The following is a 20,254-nucleotide window of genomic DNA, read 5'->3' on the forward strand; positions in this document are numbered from 1 at the left end:
GTGCCGTGCCGTGCCATGCCATGCCGGTGGTCGCGGGAGCAAGCGGTCGCCTGCGCTCTTGTGGGGTGACACGGCCCGCGGCTACCTTCCATCGGTGCCTCCCCTTACTCCCGCTTTGCCGTCCGGCCGTGTCGTCGCCCGGGCCTGGGTGGACCGGCGCTCCGAGGTGGACGTCCATCCGGAGCACCGCGGCCGGGGCCTGGGGGCCGCGTTGCTCGGCTGGACGCTGGCGCGCGCCGGGCAGGTCGGCACCGCCCGCGTCGTGCAGACCGTGCCGGACGCGGACGCCGAGGGCACGGCACTGCTGCGTGCGCACGGCTTCCAGCCGCTGGTGACGGCCTGGCTGCTGCAGTTCGTCATGCCGGCCGAGCCGGACGTGCCCGAGACCCCGGCGGGTATCACAGTGCGGCCCTTCCGCGTCGGCGACGGACCCGCCGCGCACATCCTCGTCCAGGACGCGTTCGACGAGTGGCAGGAACGGCGGCAGGCGTACGGGGAGTGGGCCGCCCACACCGTTGAGCGGCCCGCGTTCGCCCCGCGGCAGTCGGCCCTGGCGTTCGCCGGGGACCGTCTCGTGGGCGCCGCCCTGGCGCTCAGGGTGCCGGGCACGAGCGAGGGCCACCTCGAACAGGTCGCCGTACACCGTGACCACCGCGGCCGCGGGATCGCCCGGCTCCTGCTGCGCCACACCTTCCGCGCCTTCCACCGCACGGGACTGCGCTCCTGCACCTTGTGGACCCACTCCGACACCGGCGCGCTCGACCTCTACCTGCGCGTCGGCATGACCGTCCGGCACAGCTCCACCGTCCACCGTAAGCACCTCGACGCACAGCGGTGAGGGAGCGGAGCCGCCCGTGCCACCTCATCGCGTCGGTTCGTGCTCATCGTGCTCTTTCGTGCTCAGTCCTCGCAGCGCCGCCGCGCGAGATGGACGGTGATGTCGGCGGTCATGACGACGCTGTCCGGCAGTACGCGCATGACCTGCCTGACTGCCTGTTCCCGTTCCGCTGTCGGCAGGACGCGATAGGCCGAGACGGTCGAGAGGTGGCCGACGTAGTCATGAGCGCTCAGCGTCATGCGGCGCTCGATCACGCACTGACGCTCATCCGTGAACCACTCGGCCCGCTGCAACTCCGTACCCGGCCATTGCATCTCCTCACCCGGAGGCGTTCCGTCGGGCGAGGGGATCTCGTCACTGGCGAGGAACGGCGCGCGTGCCGCGCGGACGGCTTCCTCGACAGCCGGGTCGGCCAGGCGGAACGGCCCGACGCACGAGGCGAACACGCCCCCCGGTTCCAGCAGCGCGGCCGCACGTGGCCATCGGCCCTCCGGGTTCGTCCAGTGCAGCGCTGCCGTCGCATAGACCAGTCCATAGCGTTCGGCCGGTCGTAGCTCCTCGAACGCCGCCTGCGCCGTCGTGACGTTCGCCGGTACGTGTCTGCGCAGTTCTGCGAGCATGGCCGGGTCGGGGTCGGTGGCGGTCACCATGATCCCGCGTCCGGCGAACAGGCGGGTCGCCTTGCCCGTGCCGGCGCCGATCTCGAGCGCGGTCCGTAGCGGACGGCCGGCGTAGGCGGTGACCACGTCGAACAGTTCGGCCGGGTAACCGGGCCGGAACCGTTCGTAGGCCTCCGCCACAGCTCCGAAACTCAACGCACGCCCAGGCATAGACATCCGGCCATACTGCCATCAGCCGTGTGCGGCGAAGGGGTGCGCAGGCTTCAACAGTTGGCCCGTACCAATCTCTTGACGCCCCCCTTACTTCACTCCTTAAATCAACAGGCGAAACGCTTTCACCTCCATTCCGGTCGGCCCCCTTCGTGCCCGACCGCCCCGGAAGGACCGAGACGTGACTCCCCACCGCCTGCTCCGCAGATGTTTGCTCGCCGCCTTGTCCGCAACGCTGGTCGCATCCGCCGCGACCGGCGTCGCCCGCGCGGAACCATCGGATGCCACCGCCGCCACCGCCGCCGCGGTGACGTTCTCCGACACCTTCGACGGCGCCGCGGGCAGCGCGGTGAACTCGTCGAAGTGGACGCTCGAGACCGGCGACAACGTCAACAACCACGAGCGCCAGTACTACACGTCCGGCACCAACAACGCCGCCCTCGACGGCCAGGGCCATCTGGTCATCACGGCCAAGAAGGAGAACCCGGCCAACTACCAGTGCTGGTACGGGACATGCCAGTACACCTCGGCCCGGCTGAACACCTCCGGGAAGTTCAGCGCCCAGTACGGGCACGTCGAGGCGCGCATGAAGATACCGCGCGGGCAGGGCATGTGGCCCGCCTTCTGGATGCTCGGCACGGACATCGGCTCGGTCGGCTGGCCCAACTCGGGTGAGATCGACGTCATGGAGAACGTCGGCTTCGAGCCCTCCACCGTCCACGGCACCATCCACGGCCCCGGCTACTCCGGATCGGCCGGTGTCGGCGCCGGGTACACGCTGCCGGGCGGTCAGGCCTTCGCCGACGCGTTCCACACCTTCGCCGTCGACTGGGCGCCCAACTCGATCAAGTGGTCGGTCGACGGCGTCGTCTACCAGACGCGCACGCCCGCCGACGTGAGCGGCAAGACCTGGGCCTTCAACAAGCCGTTCTTCCTGATCCTCAACCTGGCGGTCGGCGGCTACTGGCCCGGTGACCCCAACAGCTCCACGACCTTCCCCGCCCAGCTCGTCGTCGACTCGGTGTCGGTGACCACGAGCGACACGCCCACCGGTGGTGCGATCAGGGGCCTCGCGGGCAAGTGTGTCGACGTCGCCGCGGCGAACTCCGCCAACGGCACCCCCATCCAGCTCTACGACTGCAACGGCACCGCCGCCCAGCAGTGGACCCGGGCCTCCGACGGCACGCTCCGCGCGCTCGGCAAGTGCCTCGACGTGGCCAGCGGCGGCACCGCCGACGGCACGCCCGTCCAGCTCTACGACTGCAACGGGACCGCCGCGCAGAAGTGGGCGGTCAGCTCGGCCAACGACATCGTGAACCCGCAGGCGAACAAGTGCCTTGACGTGACCGGCAACAACTCCGCCAACGGCACGCGACTGCAGATCTGGACCTGCTCGGGCGGCGCCAACCAGAAGTGGACCGTGGGCTGACCTTCGGGAGGCCACGGCGATCGCCCGGCCGGCGGCCGTCACTGCTCGGGTGACGGCCGCCATCGCCGGAGTGGGGCGACCGCCGAGGCATGTCACAGCGGCTCGGAGCTCCCAGGTCAGCAGTGGCAAGGGCAAGACCAGCACTCGTAGGATCAACAGTGGCAGGACCAGCACTCGTAGGATCAGCACTCGCAGGAGGGGCGCCGACGTGGTCGGTCACGTGGAAGTGCAGCAGGTCGAGGAGGCGAACCTCGACGAACTCCTCGCCGTGGCTGTCCAGGACGCAGCGCCCGAAGAGGTGATGCCTGCTGTGGCGGGACCGCCGGGATGGACGGCCGAGCGCCGGGAGAGCTTCCGCGAGTGGCATCGGGATCGATGGCCTGGCCTCCACGGCCCCCTGCGCGAGGCCACCTTCGTGATCCGATACGAGGGGAAGGCCGTGGGATCGGCCCGTCTGGCGCGTCGTGACGGTGAAGACGTCCTGGAGACCGGCATGTGGCTCGGCCGTTCGCATCGCGGACGCGGCATCGGCACGGCCGCGCTCGGCATCGTCCTGGCCGAAGCCGCGAGAGCCGGAGCCCGTGCGGTGGTCGCGGACACCACGCAGGACAACACGGCGGCACTGGTCGCCCTGCGCCGCAACGGCGCGACACTCAGCGCCGGTCATGACGGCACCGGGACCCACGCCGAACTGACCTCGAACTGACGCCGAGCCGACCGGTGTCGCACGTGTCAACGCGACCGTGCCGATCCCGCCACGGCGGGCGAAGGGCCAGACCGCGCCTGGCGTCGGAGCGGGAATTCCCCGAGGATCGGGAGTCGGCAGGCCAGGTGGCCGTCCCCGGCCACCGGCGCACGCGCGACGACGCACGGACAGGAGCCGTCATGGCGGACGGTGCGCGCTCAGGGGCCCCGGGCCCGGTCAGGGTCTTCCTCCTCGACGACCACGAAGTCGTGCGCAGGGGAGTGCGCGACCTTTTGGAGGAGGCCGACGACATCACCGTCGTCGGCGAAGGCGCCACCGTCGGGCAGGCACTGGTCCGCGTGCCCGCACTCCGCCCCGACGTCGCCGTTCTCGACGTCCGGCTGCCCGACGGTGACGGAGTCACGGTCTGTCGCGAACTGCGCACCCTGCTACCGGAGTTGAACTGCCTGATGCTGACCTCGTTCGACGAGGAGGAGGCGCTCCTCGACTCGATCATGGCAGGAGCCTCCGGATACGTGCTGAAGCAGATCCAGGGTCCGGACCTCGTCGACGCCGTGCGTACCGTCGCGTCCGGGCAGTCGCTCCTTGACGCCGCCGCGACCTCCCGGCTGCTCGCCCGCCTGCGTACGCGGCATGAAGCAGCGGCGGAACCCGACGAGCCGGCCGAATTGACGGCCCGCGAACGCGAGATCCTCGACATGATCGGCGACGGGCTCACCAACCGGCAGATCGGCCGGCGTCTCTACCTGGCCGAGAAAACGGTGAAGAACCACATCTCGCGGCTGCTCGCCAAGCTGGGGGTCGAGCGGCGCATCCAGGCCGCCGTCATCGCGACGCAGATCCGCGAACGGCACCCGGACACCGCTCAGTGATCCGCGCCTAGCGTCCTCTCGGGGTCAGCCCGTCCAGGACCAGTCGGCGATCTCGGGAAGATCCGTACCGTGCGCCCGGATCCAGGCGCGGTGACGGGTCCGGGCGTCGGACATGGCCTGGCGGACGGCGGCGGCCCGGACGGAGAGGCCGGGCACACGGTCGATGACGTCCATGACGAGCCGGTACCGGTCGAGGTCGTTGCGCACGACCATGTCGAACGGGGTCGTCGTCGTCCCCGACTCCTTGTAGCCCCGTACGTGCAGGTGGCCGTGGCCGGTGCGGCGGTAGCCGAGACGGTGGATCAGCCACGGGTAGCCGTGATAGGCGAAGATCACCGGCCGGTCGGTGGTGAACAGGGCGTCGTACTCGAACTCCGTCATGCCGTGCGGATGGTCGTCCCTCGGCATGAGCCGGGCGATGTCGACCACGTTCACGACGCGGACGGCGAGGTCCGGCAGCTGCCGGCGCAGCAGATCCGCGGCCGCGAGGACCTCCTGGGTGGGCACGTCACCGGCGCAGGCCAGCACCACGTCGGGTTCGTGGCCGTCGCGCTCGGTACCCGCCCACTCCCAGATCCCGGCGCCGCGCGCACAGTGCTCGCGGGCCTCCTCCAGGGAGAGCCAGTCGAAGCAGGGTTGTTTGCCGGCGACGACGACGTTGACGTAATCGCGACTGCGCAGCACGTGGTCGGCGACGGACAGCAGCGTGTTGGCGTCCGGCGGCAGGTAGACGCGGACGACGTCGGGGCTCTTGTTGAGGACGTGGTCCACGAAGCCGGGGTCCTGGTGCGAGAAGCCGTTGTGGTCCTGGCGCCACACGTGTGAGGTGAGGAGGTAGTTGAGGGAGGGGACGGGCGCCCGCCATGGGGGGGACGGGCGCCCGCCATGGCAGCGTCCGCGCCGTGCGCAGCCACTTGATGTGCTGGTTGACCATCGAGTCGACGATGTGGACGAACGCCTCGTAGCAGGAGAACAGACCGTGCCGGCCGGTGAGGAGGTAGCCCTCCAGCCAGCCCTGGCAGAGGTGCTCGGAGAGCACCTCCATCACGCGGCCGTCCTGGGCGAGGTGCTCGTCCGTCGCCACCGTTCGGGCTTGCCATGCCTTGCCGGTCACGTCGAAGAGGGCCTGCAGACGGTTGGAGGCCGTCTCGTCGGGCCCGACGACGCGGAAGTCGCGGCGCCCGGCCGTGTCCCGCATGACCTGGGCGAGCAGGCCCCCGAGCACCCGGGTCGGTTCGTGCAGCGTGCTGCCCGGCTTGTCGACGGGGACGGCGAAGCGCTCCAGGGACGCGAGGGGCAGTGCGCGGGTCAGCAGGCCGCCGTTGGCGTGCGGGGTCGCGCCCAGCCGCCGTGCCCCCTCGGGCACGCACTCCAGCACCCGGGGCACGGGCCGGCCCTGCGGGTCGAAGAGTTCTTCGGGCCGGTAGGAGCGCAGCCACGCCTGCAACTGGCGGAGGTGCTCGGGGTTCTCGCGCACCTGTGACAGCGGTACCTGGTGCGCGCGCCACGTCCCCTCCACCGGCTGTCCGTCGACGACGCGCGGACCTGTCCATCCCTTCGGCGTACGCAGCACGATCATGGGCCAGCGGGCGCGGCCCCGGTGCCCGGCCGCGCCGGTGCGGGCCTCGTGCTGGACGGCGCGGATCCCGTCGACGGCCCGGTCCAGCGCGCGGGCCATGGCCTGGTGGACGCGGAGCGGGTCCGCGCCGGTGACGTGCAGCGGTTCGTGGCCGTACCCGCGCAGCAGCTCGTCGAGCTCGGCTTCGGGGAGGCGGGACAGGACAGTCGGGTTGGCGATCTTGTAGCCGTTGAGATGCAGGATCGGGAGGACGGCGCCGTCGTGCGCCGGATCGAGGAACTTGTTGGAGTGCCAGGACGCGGACAGCGGTCCCGTCTCCGCCTCTCCGTCGCCGATGACGCAGGCCACGAGCAGCTCCGGGTTGTCGAGAGCGGCTCCGTACGCGTGCGCGAGGGAGTAGCCCAGTTCGCCGCCCTCATGGATGGAGCCGGGAGTCTCCGGCGCGACATGGCTGGGGACGCCCCCGGGGAAGGAGAACTGCCGGAACAGCCGCCGCATGCCCGTGGCGTCACGGGTGACGTCGGGATACGTCCGCGTGTACGTCCCTTCCAGCCAGGAGTTGGCGAGTACCGCGGGTCCCCCGTGGCCGGGTCCCCAGACGCACAGGGCATCCAGTCCGCGCTCCGTGACGATCCGGTTGAGATGCGTGTGCACGAGGTTGAGCCCGGGGGAGGTGCCCCAGTGGCCGAGCAGCCGCGGCTTGACGTGCTCGGGGCGCAGTGGCTCGGTCAGCAGGGGATTGTCGAGCAGGTAGATCTGGCCGACGGCCAGATAGTTCGCGGCGCGCCAGTGCGCGTCGAGCGCGGCCAGCCTGCGCTTCGACAAGTCCTTCACCATCGGATTCCCTCCACAAGCACGCGTAGCGGGTTCGGATGTGCGGGGCGGGACGCGCCCCCGCCGGGCCGGGCCGGGCCGGGCCTGGCCGCGTCGCGTCGCGTCGCGGCGCGTCGCGTCGCGTCGCCGAGCACGCTGCCACGCGCGCCGGGCGGCGTTAAGGGACGATCCGGCCTCGCGCCCGGAGGCCGGATCTCCCGGCGCGGGGCCCAACGGCACACTCGGCCTTCCTACGGACGCGGATCCCGAGTCCGTCACCAACCGGTCAGCAGCAGATGGTTGAGGGTCAGCGCCAATACCGCCTGTGCCACGAGCCAGGCCCGGAGCCGGGTCCGGGGGAGGAGGGCCGGCGCGGCGAGCAGCCACATGGTGAAGGGCAGCCAGATGCGTTCCGTCTCGGCCTTGCTCATGCCGGACAGGTCGGCGGCGAGCAGGGCCAGCAGCGCGCTCGTGGTGAGGAGGGCGAGGCGGGCGCGGGGCGTCAGGGGCCGGGGGAGTGCACGCGGAAGGAGTTGGCCGACGGCCCTGCGCAGGCCCGCGACCGTGGCCGGGCCCGCGATCAGCACCGTGCAGGCGAGGTTGGCCCACACCCAGTACCCGTAGGGGCGGACGCCGCCCGCGCCCTGGTAGTAGCGGGTGACCAGAAGATGGTAGGCCTCCCACCAGTCGAACCCCGCGAGGGTGAACGCCGCCGGGACCACCGCGACACCGGCGACCAGCAGGGCCAGGAGCACCGGCCGTTCCCGTACGCGGTGCCGCCCGAGGAACAGCACCGCGGCGCCGATGACGGCGAAGAGGGTGAGCCCGTACGAGAGGTAGCAGACCAGGCCGAACAGGAGGCCCGAGCCCGCCGCCCACCCCACGGACCGGCCGCTCACCGCGAGGGCGAGCAGCGCCACGGCCCAGGCGGCGACGGCCGCGAAGTAGGCGTCGGCCGACGCGCCCATCCACACCGCCGCCGGTGCCAGGACCAGGAACGGTGCCGCGCGCCGCGCCCAGTCCTCGGAGGCCAGCGCCCGGACGGCGGTCAGTACCGCCGCGCAGGCCGTCGCGCCGACGACGACGCACCACATTCCGGCCCATCCGCCGCCGCCGAGGCCGATCCGGTCGAGGAGGACGAAGGTGAGCGGTGCGGCCGGAGGGTGGCCCGCGGTGTGCGGGGGCCAGTGGTCGGGGGAGTCGATGAGGATGTGGTGCGTGTAGTCCCGCAGGGTGGCCGGGATGTCGTGGAAGCGGTCGATGACTTGGAGGTACTCGTACTTGGTGGTGAGGCGGCGGGCGATGCCGCGATGCCACCCGTCGATCAGGGCCAGGCTCAGGATCCAGGCGGTCGCGGTCGCCCAGGACGTGGCGAGGAGCGCGGGCCAGGAGAGTCGTGTCGTGAGCGCGGGGCCGTACGCCACGACCGCGGCGGCCACGACGAGCGCCGCGGGGGTGCCGGGGCCGGCATGGGGCAGCCAGTCGGCGTACAGAGGCGGCCAGCCGACGTGCAGGGTGTGCCGGGTGAACTCGATGTGGCGGCCGATCAGCACGGCGGCCACCACGAGCAGGGCGGCCCCGGCGACGGCGTACAGGTCGCGGCGGCCGGAGCGGGGTGCGGTCCGGGCGGACCTGGGGGGAGCGTCGGTGCGGGTCACACGGGAACGCTAGGACGCGTGGGCGCGCGAACGGCGGCGCCGGGGCCGGACGTCAGCGTTTCGTCATGGGTCGTGCGGGCGGATCGGGCGGGGATCGGGCCTACGGTCGCACCATGCGCGACACCCTTCGTTCTCCCACTTCCCCCGGATTCTGGCGCAGCCCGCTGCGCGGTTCCGGTTTCACCTCGGTGCTCGGCCTCGTGCTGCTCCTCGGTGTTCCCGTGCTGTTCGTGACGGGCCTTCTCTCCTACGCCGCGTACAACCCGGACCTGGCGGCGGTGAACGACAAGACCCCCGGCAAAGGGCTGCTCGGCTTCTACCTGTTCGCCTGGCCGACGCACCCGCACTGGCTGTACCGGCTGACGCAGGGGGTGCATGTCACGCTCGGCGTCACGCTGATCCCGGTGCTTCTCGCCAAGCTGTGGTCCGTGCTGCCCCGGCTGTTCGCGCTGCCGCCGGTCCGCTCCCTCGCGCACGGTCTGGAGCGGCTCTCGCTGCTTCTGCTGGTCGGCGGCGGCCTGTTCGAGTTCGTGACGGGCGTCCTCAACGTCCAGTTGGACTACCTCTTCCCCGGCTCGTTCTACCCGCTGCACTTCTACGGTGCCTGGGTCTTCTTCGCCGCCTTCCTGACACACGCGGCGCTCAAGACACCTGCCGCACTGCGCAACGTACGGACGATGCGAGCCGGCGCGGAGAAGGCGGAGGTGGAAGAGGAGCTGGTCGCCCCGAGCCCCGGTCCGGCGACGGTTTCGCGGCGCGGCGCGCTGTGGTTCGTCGGCGGCGGATCGGCACTGCTCTTCGCGACGACCGTCGGGCGGGGCTTCGACGGGCTGCGCCCGACGGCGCTGCTGGCCCCGCACGGCGGCGCCGAACCCGGCGAAGGACCGAACGGCTTCCAGATCAACAAGACCGCCGCCTACGCGGGTGTCGGCGCGGCCGAGACCTCCGCGGACGCGTGGCGCCTGGTCGTCACCGGACGCGGCGGCACGGTGCGCCTGAGCCGGGCGCAGCTCGACGGGATGGTCCAGCACAGTGCCGCGCTGCCGATCGCCTGCGTGGAGGGCTGGTCGACGTCCGACCAGCGGTGGCGCGGCGTACGGCTGCGGGACCTCGCGGCCCTCGCCGGCCACGACGCGGACGATCCGCCGGACGTGTTCGTCGAGTCCCTCCAGCGCCACGGCGCGTTCCGGCACGCCGCGCTGCGCGCCAACCAGGTGGCCGATCCGCGCTCCCTGCTCGCCCTGTACGTGAACGGGGCCCCGCTCTCCCCCGACCACGGCTACCCGGCGCGGATCATCGTGCCCGCCGCACCCGGAGTGCTGAACACCAAATGGGTGACCCGGCTGACGTTCGGAAGGCTGTGAAGACGATGACAGGCAAGTGGACCAGGGTCCGGCCGCGACTCGGAAGCCCGCTGCAACTCGCCCTGCTGACATGCTCGTTCGCGCTCGCCGCCTACGCGGGGCTGCGGCTCTTCGCCGGTGACTGGCTCGGAGTGGCGCTGTGGATCGTGGGGGCGGCGCTGCTGCACGACCTCGTTCTGGTGCCGCTGTACTCGGCGGCGGACAAGGTGCTCCTGGCGGTGGCGGGCAGCGCGGGACAGCGGGCGCGGGCCGGATACGTCCGGGTCCCGGCCGCGCTGTCCCTCCTGCTGCTGCTCGTCTGGTACCCGTTGATCAGCGGGTCGATGGACGCGCGCTACCGGTCGGCCACGGGGCTGTCCGCCTCCCCGTTCCTGCCCCACTGGCTGCTGATCACCGCGGCGTTGTTCGGCGGCTCGGCGCTGGTGCTGACCTGCTCGGTGCTGCGGGAGCGCAGGGCGACGAAGCGCCGCCCGCCCGCGGACCACTGAGCGTCGACGGCCAACCCCGCCGGTGCCGCGTGCCGCAGCAGGGCCTCGGAGCCCAGGCGCGCCCAGGGGAAGGGGCGGCCGTCGTCGTGGGCGCCGGACGGGACGTCGACGACCTGTACCTGGGCGCGTTCGTCGACGTCCACCGGCGCGGTCTCCGCGATCAGCAGGCCGCCGGGGAGCAGGAGGTGCGCCACCCGCTGCAGGAGGGCGCGCGGATCGCCGCCGATGCCGACGTTGCCGTCCATCAGGAGCACGGTGTCCCAGCGGCCCTCGCCCGGCAGCGGGTCGAAGACGGAGCGGCGCAGCGCCGGGCCGCCGAGCCGCTCCGTGCGGTCGACGGCGGCCTCGCTGACATCGATGCCGAGCGCGGCACTGCCCCGGGTGGCGAGCTCCGCGACGAGCCGGCCGGGACCGCAGCCCACGTCGAGGACCGCCCCCTCGCAGCGGTCGAGAACCTCCCGGTCCACCGCGTCGGCCCGCGCACACCAGCGCTCCACCTCCAGAGGCAGCAGCCAGCCGTCGGCGCGGCGCAGGAACAGCGGGCCGCGGCCTGCCCGCAGCGCGTACGCGTACGGGTCGGCGCTCGCCCAGGACGGGGTGACGGGCGGCGCGCTCATCGGCGTACCGCCGGCGAACAGTGCGCCAGGCGCGCGGCGAACCTGCTCGCCGGGGCCAGCTCGGCGACGGCGTGGGCGTCGGCGGCGGTGTCGACGTCGCGCAGGGCGGGCAGGTCGCGCACCCGCAGTCCGGCGGCGACGAGCCGGGCCCGTTGCAGCTCACCGGTGTGCGGGGTCGACATGGGGACGCCGCGCAGCAGCCCGGGATCGGGTGCGGCGAGCCCGAGGGCCCAGAATCCGCCGTCGAGTGCGGGCCCGAACCACGCGTCGCAGGTGTCGAAGCGGACGTCGAGGAGGGCGGGCGTGACCTGCGGGGTGTCCATGCCGACCAGCAGCGCGGGGCCCCGGCACCCGGCGAAGGCGGCCGCGAGGCGTGCGTCGAGCCCGCCCGCGCACTGCGGCACGATGTCGAAGCCGGGCGGCACCCACGGTCCGGGCCGCCCGTCGAGGACGAGGACGCGCCGGTCCGCCGGGGCGGCGGCGACCGCTCGCAGGGTGTCGGTGAGCGCCGCCTCGGCGAGCGCGGCGGCCTGCGCGGGCGTGAACGGCGGGGTGAGCCGCGTCTTGACCCGGCCGGGGCGCGGCTCCTTGGCGATGACGAGCAGCGTGTTCACCGCGCGCCTCCTTCCCCCGCCGAGGCGGCTGTGCGGACGGGCCCGCGCCCGGGCGGTTCGGCGAGGACGCGGCGCATGTCGCGCACCGCGTGCCAGGTGCCGCGCCAGGTGCCGGTCACCTTCGACGCCCCGCTGCGCGGCAGGTACGGCACGTCGTGCTCGGCGATCCGCCAGCCCGCGTCGGCCGCCCGCACCACCATCTGCAGCGGGTAGCCGCTGCGCGGATCGGTGAGGTCGAGGTCGAGGAGGGCCGTGCGACGGGCGGCGCGCAGCGGGCCGAGGTCGCGCAGCGGCACGCCGGTCCTGCGGCGCACCATACGGGCGAGTGCGAGGTTGCCGACGCGGGCGTGGGCCGGCCAGACACCGCGGCCCGCCGGGCGGCGCCGTCCGAGCACCAGGTCGGCGCCGCCCGCCCGCACCTCGTCGACGAACGGCGTCAGGCGGGCCGGATCGAGGGAGGCGTCGCAGTCGCAGAAGCAGACGATGTCGGCGCCGGCGGCGGCGAGACCCGCGCGGCAGGCGGAGCCGAAGCCGCGCCGGGGCTCGTGCACGACCTCGGCGCCGAGCGTGCGGGCGAGGTCGGCGGAACCGTCCGTGGAACCGTTGTCGACGACGATCGCCCGCCAGCCGGGAGGAATGCGTTCGATGACCCAGGGGAGGGCCTCGGCCTCGTTCAGGCAGGGCAGAATCACGTCGACCGGTGGTGGTGGGGTTGTCACGGCTTTCACCCTACGAGCGCCAAACGGACAAAACGGTCCTTGGCTCCTTACGAAACGCGGACGTCCGCTCCCGCGCGCCCTCCGGGACCCGCCCCGCGGCTCCGAGGGTGTCACGCTGGAGCGATGCACGAGTCATACGAGCCCGCGAAGAGCGCCACCGACGGGCCGGGCCCCCGGGTCCTCGTCGTCGACGACGACCCGACCGTCGCCGAGGTCGTCGTCGGCTACCTGGACCGGGCCGGCTACGCGGTCGATCACGCCGGCGACGGCCCCGCGGCGCTCGCCCGCGCCGCCGCCGGCCCTCCGGACCTCGTGGTGCTCGATCTGATGCTGCCCGGCATGGACGGCCTGGAGGTCTGCCGCCGGCTGCGGGCCCGCGGCCCGGTCCCGGTCATCATGCTGACCGCGCGCGGCGACGAGGACGACCGCATCCTGGGCCTCGAGGTCGGCGCCGACGACTACGTCACGAAACCCTTCAGCCCGCGCGAACTGGTGCTGCGGGTGGAGTCCGTCCTGCGCCGCGCCCGCCCCGACGCGGACCGTCACCCCGTACGCGCGGCGGGCCTCACCGTCGACCCCGCAGCCCGCCGCGCCACCCGCGACGGCACCGAACTCCCCCTGACGCTGCGGGAGTTCGGCCTGCTCGCGTTCTTCCTGCGACACCCCGGACGCGCGTACAGCCGGGAGGACCTGATGCGCGAGGTGTGGGGCTGGGACTTCGGCGACCTGTCGACCGTCACCGTCCACATCCGGCGGCTGCGCGGCAAGATCGAGGACGATCCGGCCCGCCCGCGCCTGATCCAGACGGTGTGGGGCGTCGGCTACCGCTTCGAGGCGGGCGGTCCGGTGGCGTCGGAGGTGGGCGGTTCGGTGGCGTCGGAGGTGGGCGGTCCGGTGGCGTCGGAGGTGGGTCGTCCGGAGGCGTCGGAGGCCAGCCGTCCCGAAGCCTCGGAGCCCGGCCGTCCTGAAACGTCGGAGCCCGGCCGTCCTGAAGCGTCGGAGGCCTGACGGTGCACGCCAATCTCCTCATCGCCCTCTACTCCTTCGCGGGCGCCGCCTGCTCCGGCCTCGTCGGCGCCGTCGCCCTGCGGCTGCTGCGCCGACGCTCGCTCACCGTGTCCCTCGCCGTCGTCTCCGCCGTCGGTGTCGTCGCCATGCTCGCGGGGACCCTCGCCGTGGCCTGGGCGATGTTCCTGTCCCCGCACGACCTGAAGGTGGTCACCACCGTCGTGGCGATGGCCGCCGTCGTCTCCCTCGCCACCGCCCTCGTCCTCGGGCGCCGGGTCGTCGCCCGCAGCCGTGAACTCGCCCTCGCGGCACGCTCGTTCGGCGACGGCGGCGACTTCGCCGCCCCGCACCTCCCCGCCACGGCCGAACTGGAGGCGGTCAGCCGCGAACTGGAGGCGACCAGCATCCGGCTCGCCGCCTCCCGTGAACGCGAGCGCGCCCTGGAGACCTCCCGGCGCGAACTCGTCGCCTGGATCTCGCACGACCTGCGCACCCCTCTCGCCGGACTGCGCGCCATGGCCGAAGCCCTGGAGGACGGTGTGGCCGCCGACCCCGGCCGATACCTCACCCAGATGCGCACCGAGGTCGAACGGCTCAACGGCATGGTCGGCGACCTCTTCGAACTCTCCCGCATCCACGCGGGCGCCCTGCCCCTCGCCCCCGCGCGCGTCTCCCTCTACGAACTCGTGAGCGACGCCCTCGCCGGCGCGGACCCGCTCGCCCGCGAACACGGGGTGCGGCTCGTCGGGCATCAGGTCGAACCGGTGCCGGTCGAGGTCGACGGCAAGGAGATGAGCCGCGTCCTCGGCAACCTCCTCGTCAACGCGATCCGCCGCACCCCCGCCGACGGCACGGTCGCCGTCGCCGCCACCCGCGCCACCGGCGGCGTCGTCGTGTCCGTCACCGACGGCTGCGGCGGCATCCCCGAGGAGGATCTGCCGCGCGTCTTCGAGACCGGCTGGCGCGGCAGCCACGCCCGGACCCCGCCCGCCGGGGCGGGCCTCGGCCTGGCCATCGTGCGCGGCATCGTGGAGGCCCACCAGGGCCGGGCGACCGTCCGCAACATCCCGGGCGGCTGCCGGTTCGAGGTGACGCTCCCGACGGCCCCGTGAGCCCTGTTCGCCGCCCTGCTCAGAGCCCTGCTGCTCGGGGCCCTGCCGCTCAGGGCCCTATTCGGTGGCGAACTCCCGCATCCCGTCCTCGAAGGACACCTCGGGCCGCCACCCCAGCTCGTCACGGAGCCGCGAGGAGTCGGCGGTGATGTGCCGGACGTCCCCGAGCCGGTACTCGCCGGTCACCACCGGCCGCGGCCCGCCGCACGCGTCGGCCAGCGCCCGCGCCAGCTCCCCGACCGTGTGCGGCACCCCGCTGCCCGTGTTGTACGAGGTCAGCGCGGACGGAGCGCAATCAGCGGCCAGCGCGACGACATTGGCGGCCGCCACGTCCCGTACGTGCACGAAGTCCCGCCGCTGACCGCCGTCCTCGAAGACCCGCGGGGCCTGTCCGCGGGCGAGCGCCGAGCGGAAGAACGAGGCGACACCGGCGTACGGGGTGTCGCGCGGCATCCGGGGACCGTAGACGTTGTGGTAGCGCAGCGACACCGCCACCCCGCCCGTGCTGCGGGCCCAGGCCGCGGCGAGGTGCTCCTGCGCCAGCTTGGTCGTCGCGTACACGTTGCGCGGATCGGCGGGGGCGTCCTCCGTGACGCTTCCGGGCGTCAACTCGGCTTCGCACACAGGGCACTTGGGCTCGAAACGGCCCGCGTCGAGGTCCTCCACGGCGCGTGGCCCCGGCCGCACCGCCCCGTGCCGGGCGCACGTGTAGCGGCCCTCGCCGTAGACGACCATCGACCCGGCCAGCACCAGTCGCGCGACGCCCGCCCGTGCCATGGCCGACAGCAGTACGGCGGTCCCCAGGTCGTTCCGCGACACGTACTCCGCCGCGTCCGTGACACCGTCACCGAGCCCGACCATGGCCGCCTGATGACAGACGGCGTCCACACCGCGCAGCGCACGGGCGACCTGTTCGGGGTCGCGCACATCGGCCCAGGGTTCGTCCCGCACGTCAAACACCACCGCCTCGTCCCCGCGGGCGGACAGTGCGTCCACGACATGGGACCCGATGAAACCGGCTCCGCCGGTGACCAGAACACGCATGCCGGACACGGTAGGCCCGGGAAGGCGCGCGGAGCCGTTCCAAAGCATCCGACGGCGCTTCGGTCATACATCCGTAAGGTTCCGCACCGCTCAAAACCCTTCGACCGATGCCCTGCATGTCCGGCAGGCTCCGATCCATGACCACCCCGTCCACCACCCCGTCCGCCGCACCTTCCACCACCCCGTCCACCGCACCGTCCACCACCCCGTCCTTCCTCCCCGGACTGGAACTCTCCCGCCGCTTCTACGGCGAGGCCGTCCGGCCGCTGCTGGCCGAGGTGCTTCCCGGCGTCACCCACTCCGCCGCCCGGCTCGGCAGCGGCTCGGAAGTCCTGGGATTCGACACCGCCCGCTCCGCCGACCACGAGTGGGGACCCCGGCTCCAACTGTTCCTCCGCCCGGACGACGTCGCCCGCCACGGGGCGGCGATCGACGACTTGCTGGCCGCGCGGCTGCCGAAGACCTTCCTCGGGTACCCGACCCACTTCGCGGCCACCGCCGAGGCGGGCATCCGCGTCATGCGGGCGACCGACGGGCCGGTGCACCACCGCGTGCACATCACCGACCCCACCACCTGGTTCACCGAGCAACTGGGCTTCGACCCCGGCCAGGACGTCACCGTGCCCGACTGGCTGGCGACCCCCGCGCAGCGGCTCGCCGAGGTCACCGCCGGTGCCGTCTTCCACGACGGACTCGACCGGCTCGGCCCGGCCCGCGCACGGCTCGCCTGGTACCCGCACGACCTCTGGCTCCACCTGCTGGCCTGCCAATGGCAGCGCGTCTCCCAGGAGGAAGCCTTCGTCGGCCGGTGCGGCGAAGTGGGCGACGAACTCGGCTCCGCCGTCGTCGCCGCCCGCCTGGTCCGTGATCTCATGCGGCTCTGCCTGCTCATGGACCGCCGCTACCCGCCGTACGACAAGTGGCTCGGCAGCGCCTTCGCCCGCACCCCGCAGGCCGCCGTCCTCACGCCGCTGCTCACCGCGGCCCTTGCCTCCACCGACTGGCACACCCGCGAACACCACCTCGCCCGCGCCTACGAGACGGTCGCCGCCGCCCACAACCGGCTCGGCCTCACCGATCCGGTCGACCCCGCCACACGCCCGTACCACAGCAGACCGTTCAAGGTCCTGCACGCCGAACGCTTCACCGCGGCCCTGACCGCCCGCATCACCGACCCGGCCGTCCGCGCGCTGCCACTGACCGGCACCGTCGACCAGTTCGCCGACACGGTGGGCCGCCCAACCGAGTGGAGTGTGTGCCGCGAACAGGTGGCACACGTGTGCGCCGGTCACGGGGCGGCCATGTCTCCAGGTGTCCAGTCCAGCCATACGTAGTCGCGCGTAGTTGCACGTCGCTACATGTAGCCGCACGTCGCTACATGTAGCCGCACGTCGCTACCCGCAGCTTTGCGAACTAGGAGTGTCATGCGCCGTCTTGCCACCGCACTCGCCATGGGCGCCGCCACCGCCGCCCTCATGGGATCCGCCGGAGTCGCTGCCGCCGTGGGGCCAGGCGACCCGCCCGTCTCCGAGGCGGAGTGCGAAGCCCAGAACGGCCTCGTGGTGCCGCTGCCGAACCATGACTTCTCCACCGCCTGGGTCTGCCACGCCCCCGGCAACGCCGAGTTGAGCGGCACCCCCGTCACCCTCGACGAAGACAGCTAAGACGGCTCAGACAGCTGAGACAGCTGAGACAGCTGAGACAGCTGAGACAGCTGAGACAGCTGAGACAGCTGAGACAGCTGAGACAGCTGAGACAGCTGAGACAGCTGAGACAGCTGAGACAGCTGGGATTGCCTTGGTCAGGCGTGGTCGGTCAGCCGGGTGCGGTCGGCCTCGTCCTTGACCAGGACGGACAGCAGGGACGCGACGGGGACGTCGGCCTCGGCGGGGTGGCGCAGAACTCTGGTGGGGTCGATGGCGTAACGGTTGCTGCGGCCCTCGCGCACATGGGAGAGGTACCCGGCGTCCTCCAGGTCGGTGATGATCCGCTGGACGGCGCGTTCGGTGAGCCTGCAGTGCACGGCCAGATCCCGCACGCGGACATGGCGGTCATCGGCGATGGCCGCCAGGACCCGTGCGTGGTTGGTCAGGAAGGTCCATCCGCTGTGCGCTTCACTTCGTCCCTGCATAAGGCCAGTTTACGAGGCTTTACATGACACACAAAGCACGACATGGATTTCGTGTATCGGTTGACGTGACGTACTGTTCCCGTGATCCTGGTCACCACTGGAAACCGCTGGACACCGGAACGTGAGGGGTAGCTGTGCCGGAACACGCTGACTGCGCTGCCCTGCCCGCCGCCGCATACTCGGCGCGCGTCGAGGTGCGTACACGGGGAGCGCGTACCGTCGTGGCGGTCGACGGCGAGGCGGACATGGACGCCGGGCCGCGCTGGGAACGGGAACTGTGCCGCGCCCTCGACGACTCCGCCCAGGGGCTTGAGCTGGACCTTGGGGCACTGCGGTTCTGCGATCCCATGGGTTTGGCGGTGTTGCTGCGGGTGCGCCAGGCCGCGCTGGCTGCGGGCAAGACGGTGACGATCCGCTCGGCGAGCCCGCTCCTCACGCGTCTGCTGCACCTGACCCACACGCACGCCTTGTTCACCGACGCTCCTGGCCGTGCTCGGTCCGGCGCGGCGGACGGCCCACCCGCCGCGACAGCCCCGGCGATCCCCCAGCAACACCCCCAGGGCGCCTGTCAACCCGAACCGGCGGGACCGGCGCGGGCCGGCGTCTGAGACCACCCGGAAGCGTTCCGCGACGACGAGCGAAGCCGCCCCGCAGGGACGAGCGAAGCCGTCCCGCAGGTCTGTTGAGCCGACCGGGGTTCCACACAACCTACAAGCCTCCAGGTGCCGCAGATGCGTCATCTATTGAGTGATCAGCCAAGCATGAGCTAGCCCTCTAGGGTTTCTGTCCTCGCAGGTGCAAGATGGTGATGTTCCCCGGGCCGGGCGGTCACCGTCCCGGTCAGGTCCCGGCCCCCACGAGGCGAGGTTGCCCATGGTCATGCGCACTCACGACGGCGGCGCCGGTGACGCCGCCCCCGGCATCGCCGACCCCGGCGTCGTCCGCCACGGCGCCCTCGGCTACGGCCCGTCCTCCTTCCGCCGCCCCGACGCACGTATCGCCCAGACCATCGCCCAGGCCCTCGGCGACGCCGACACCGTCCTGAACGTCGGTGCGGGCACCGGGTCCTACGAGAATCCGGCCCACGCCATCACCGCGGTGGAGCCGTCCCTGGCCATGCGGGCGCGGCGCCCGGCCCGGCTGGCGACGGCGATCGACGCCGTCGCCGAGGACCTGCCCTTCGAGGACGGCCGGTTCGACGCCTCCATGGCCCTCTTCAGCGTCGACCAATGGTCCGACCCGGCAGCGGGGCTGCGCGAGATGCGCCGAGTGACCCGCGGCCCCGTCGTCATCCTCACGTGCGACCCCGCCCTGGTGCGCGAGTTCTGGCTCTACGACTTCGCGCCCGATGTCCTCGACACGGAGGCGCGCCGCCACCCGCCCCTCGCCGCGCTCACCGGGGCCCTGGGCGGCACCGTGACGGTCGAGTCGGTCCCCGTCCCGCTGGACTGCACCGACGACTTCAACGAGGCGTATTACGGCCGCCCGAGAGGCTCCTCGATCCGGCGGCGCGGCGAGCCTGCTCGGCGTGGAGTTTCATCGACGACCGCGCGCGCCAGGAGTTCGACATCTCGCTGCGCAGGGCCCTGGGCTGCGGCGCCTGGGACGAAGCCTATGGACACCTGCGGGGCCGCCCCACGTACCGCGGCTCACTTGTCCTTGTGCGGTCGACCATGTGACGACGACCGATGCCGGCCGATGCGAGGATCCGCCTCCACGGCGCGCTGGGCGCCGTGGCAGGGGAGGGCCGACCCGTCTCCGGGGGGCGCATAACTCCCGCCGGGTGAGCGCCAGTTGGTCGGCGTCGTCCGCCAGTTCCCGGGCAGCAGGCCGTGTTCCGTGCTGCGGAGTTTGCCGGAGCGCTGCTTGAGGATGAGGCCGAACCCGACCCCCGGCGGCGCGCCCGTCGGCGTCAGCCCAGTGCGGCGAGCAGTTCCTCGCACGCCTGCTCGCAGCGGCGGCAAGCCTCCGCGCAGACGCGGCAGTGCTCGTGCTGGTCCGCGTGCCGCGCGCATTCGTCGGCGCAGGCCTTGCAGGCCACGGCGCACGCGGTGAGGACGGCGCGGGTGACGCCGGCGTCGTAGCCGGTGCGGCGGGACAGGACGGCCGCGGTCGCGGCGCAGAGGTCGGCGCAGTCGGCGTCGGTCCTGATGCACGCGGTCATCTCGGCGACCATCTCCTCCGCCAGACAGGCGTCCGCGCACGCGGTACACGTCTGGGCGCAGGCGACACATTCCTCGATGCAGCGGACCAGCTTCTCGCGGTCCACACCGGCCAGGTCGGCGGCGGGGTGGGCGGCGAGCATGTCCTTGACCGTCGTACTCATGGAGACCTCCGTGTGCGACGCGGGTGCGGGCCGCGCGGCTCGGCGGCTGCCTTGTACGCGTAACACCGGGCGACGAGCGGGAAACCCGCCCGGACCCGCCTGGCCC

Annotated in this window: 19 protein-coding genes and 1 pseudogene; 11 read left to right on the forward strand and 9 right to left on the reverse strand. The window is 72.5% G+C overall.

What is annotated here, in order from left to right; genetic code table 11:
* The first annotated feature begins 94 nt into the window (after positions 1-94).
* A complete protein-coding gene (locus C1N81_RS42910; RefSeq protein ID WP_394437138.1) occupies positions 95-838 on the forward strand; it encodes a GNAT family N-acetyltransferase in 744 nt (247 codons plus the stop codon).
* Between the two features lie 62 nt (positions 839-900).
* On the opposite strand, the gene C1N81_RS42915 is transcribed toward C1N81_RS42910, so the two are convergent.
* Complete coding sequence (locus tag C1N81_RS42915; protein ID WP_394437140.1) at positions 901-1,638, reverse strand: class I SAM-dependent methyltransferase; 738 nt, start codon at positions 1,636-1,638, stop codon at positions 901-903.
* A 211-nt stretch (positions 1,639-1,849) separates the two neighbouring features.
* Here C1N81_RS42915 and C1N81_RS42920 point away from each other — a divergent pair, with 211 nt between their 5' ends.
* The 3 genes from C1N81_RS42920 to C1N81_RS42930 all read left to right on the forward strand — a co-directional run bounded on the left by C1N81_RS42920 (position 1,850) and on the right by C1N81_RS42930 (position 4,675).
* The gene (locus tag C1N81_RS42920; protein WP_394437142.1) at positions 1,850-3,097 is read left to right on the forward strand and encodes a ricin-type beta-trefoil lectin domain protein; all 1,248 of its coding nucleotides are present in this window, start codon (positions 1,850-1,852) and stop codon (positions 3,095-3,097) included.
* A 208-nt stretch (positions 3,098-3,305) separates the two neighbouring features.
* Positions 3,306-3,803: a GNAT family N-acetyltransferase gene (locus C1N81_RS42925; RefSeq protein WP_394437144.1), complete on the forward strand. Its 498-nt coding sequence runs from the start codon at positions 3,306-3,308 to the stop codon at positions 3,801-3,803.
* Between the two features lie 179 nt (positions 3,804-3,982).
* On the forward strand, positions 3,983-4,675 hold the full coding sequence (locus tag C1N81_RS42930) for a response regulator (RefSeq protein WP_394437146.1): 693 nt from the start codon (positions 3,983-3,985) through the stop codon (positions 4,673-4,675).
* A 24-nt stretch (positions 4,676-4,699) separates the two neighbouring features.
* Here the strand turns inward: C1N81_RS42930 and C1N81_RS42935 are convergent.
* A pseudogene (locus tag C1N81_RS42935) lies at positions 4,700-7,091 on the reverse strand (phosphoketolase).
* 251 nt (positions 7,092-7,342) lie between these two features.
* Positions 7,343-8,725, reverse strand: a complete 1,383-nt coding sequence (locus C1N81_RS42940; RefSeq protein WP_394437148.1) for a hypothetical protein — start codon at positions 8,723-8,725, stop codon at positions 7,343-7,345.
* A 113-nt stretch (positions 8,726-8,838) separates the two neighbouring features.
* Between C1N81_RS42940 and C1N81_RS42945 the strand changes: the two genes are divergently transcribed.
* A complete protein-coding gene (locus C1N81_RS42945; protein WP_394437150.1) occupies positions 8,839-10,089 on the forward strand; it encodes a molybdopterin-dependent oxidoreductase in 1,251 nt (416 codons plus the stop codon).
* 334 nt (positions 10,090-10,423) lie between these two features.
* Here the strand turns inward: C1N81_RS42945 and C1N81_RS42950 are convergent, their stop codons facing one another.
* The 3 genes from C1N81_RS42950 to C1N81_RS42960 are packed head-to-tail and all read right to left on the reverse strand — an operon-like array spanning position 10,424 to position 12,536.
* A complete protein-coding gene (locus C1N81_RS42950) occupies positions 10,424-11,194 on the reverse strand; it encodes a class I SAM-dependent methyltransferase (RefSeq protein WP_394437152.1) in 771 nt (256 codons plus the stop codon).
* Positions 11,191-11,808 (reverse strand): TIGR04282 family arsenosugar biosynthesis glycosyltransferase, encoded by a 618-nt coding sequence (locus C1N81_RS42955; RefSeq protein WP_394437154.1) that lies wholly within the window; start codon positions 11,806-11,808, stop codon positions 11,191-11,193. The genes C1N81_RS42950 and C1N81_RS42955 overlap by 4 nt, the downstream gene beginning before the upstream one ends.
* Positions 11,805-12,536 carry a glycosyltransferase family 2 protein gene (locus C1N81_RS42960; RefSeq protein WP_394437156.1) on the reverse strand — a complete coding sequence of 244 codons (732 nt, stop codon included), beginning with the start codon at positions 12,534-12,536 and terminating at the stop codon, positions 11,805-11,807. The genes C1N81_RS42955 and C1N81_RS42960 overlap by 4 nt, the downstream gene beginning before the upstream one ends.
* A 114-nt stretch (positions 12,537-12,650) precedes the next feature.
* Between C1N81_RS42960 and C1N81_RS42965 the strand changes: the two genes are divergently transcribed.
* Both C1N81_RS42965 and C1N81_RS42970 read left to right on the forward strand, forming a co-directional pair.
* On the forward strand, positions 12,651-13,535 hold the full coding sequence (locus tag C1N81_RS42965) for a response regulator (RefSeq protein ID WP_394437158.1): 885 nt from the start codon (positions 12,651-12,653) through the stop codon (positions 13,533-13,535).
* 2 nt (positions 13,536-13,537) lie between these two features.
* A complete protein-coding gene (locus C1N81_RS42970; RefSeq protein ID WP_394437160.1) occupies positions 13,538-14,647 on the forward strand; it encodes a sensor histidine kinase in 1,110 nt (369 codons plus the stop codon).
* A 57-nt stretch (positions 14,648-14,704) separates the two neighbouring features.
* Here the strand turns inward: C1N81_RS42970 and C1N81_RS42975 are convergent, their stop codons facing one another.
* Positions 14,705-15,691, reverse strand: coding sequence for an NAD-dependent epimerase/dehydratase family protein (locus tag C1N81_RS42975; RefSeq protein ID WP_394437162.1), 987 nt, complete (start codon positions 15,689-15,691; stop codon positions 14,705-14,707).
* Positions 15,692-15,828: 137 nt separating this feature from the next.
* On the opposite strand from C1N81_RS42975, the gene C1N81_RS42980 reads away from it, so the two are divergent.
* Together C1N81_RS42980 and C1N81_RS42985 are read left to right on the forward strand one after the other, a co-directional pair.
* The gene (locus C1N81_RS42980; RefSeq protein ID WP_394437164.1) at positions 15,829-17,025 is read left to right on the forward strand and encodes a DUF4037 domain-containing protein; all 1,197 of its coding nucleotides are present in this window, start codon (positions 15,829-15,831) and stop codon (positions 17,023-17,025) included.
* 90 nt (positions 17,026-17,115) lie between these two features.
* Positions 17,116-17,355: a hypothetical protein gene (locus C1N81_RS42985; protein ID WP_394437166.1), complete on the forward strand. Its 240-nt coding sequence runs from the start codon at positions 17,116-17,118 to the stop codon at positions 17,353-17,355.
* Between the two features lie 137 nt (positions 17,356-17,492).
* On the opposite strand, the gene C1N81_RS42990 is transcribed toward C1N81_RS42985, so the two are convergent.
* Positions 17,493-17,822 carry a helix-turn-helix transcriptional regulator gene (locus C1N81_RS42990; protein WP_394437168.1) on the reverse strand — a complete coding sequence of 110 codons (330 nt, stop codon included), beginning with the start codon at positions 17,820-17,822 and terminating at the stop codon, positions 17,493-17,495.
* Between the two features lie 134 nt (positions 17,823-17,956).
* Between C1N81_RS42990 and C1N81_RS42995 the strand changes: the two genes are divergently transcribed.
* The gene (locus C1N81_RS42995) at positions 17,957-18,430 is read left to right on the forward strand and encodes an STAS domain-containing protein (RefSeq protein ID WP_394437170.1); all 474 of its coding nucleotides are present in this window, start codon (positions 17,957-17,959) and stop codon (positions 18,428-18,430) included.
* A gap of 271 nt (positions 18,431-18,701) precedes the next feature.
* Positions 18,702-19,595 carry a class I SAM-dependent methyltransferase gene (locus C1N81_RS43000; RefSeq protein ID WP_394437172.1) on the forward strand — a complete coding sequence of 298 codons (894 nt, stop codon included), beginning with the start codon at positions 18,702-18,704 and terminating at the stop codon, positions 19,593-19,595.
* Positions 19,596-19,734: 139 nt separating this feature from the next.
* On the opposite strand, the gene C1N81_RS43005 is transcribed toward C1N81_RS43000, so the two are convergent.
* Positions 19,735-20,148, reverse strand: a complete 414-nt coding sequence (locus C1N81_RS43005) for a four-helix bundle copper-binding protein (protein ID WP_394437174.1) — start codon at positions 20,146-20,148, stop codon at positions 19,735-19,737.
* Positions 20,149-20,254 lie beyond the last annotated feature (106 nt).

The sequence above is a fragment of the Streptomyces sp. SGAir0957 genome (genome assembly GCF_043523415.1).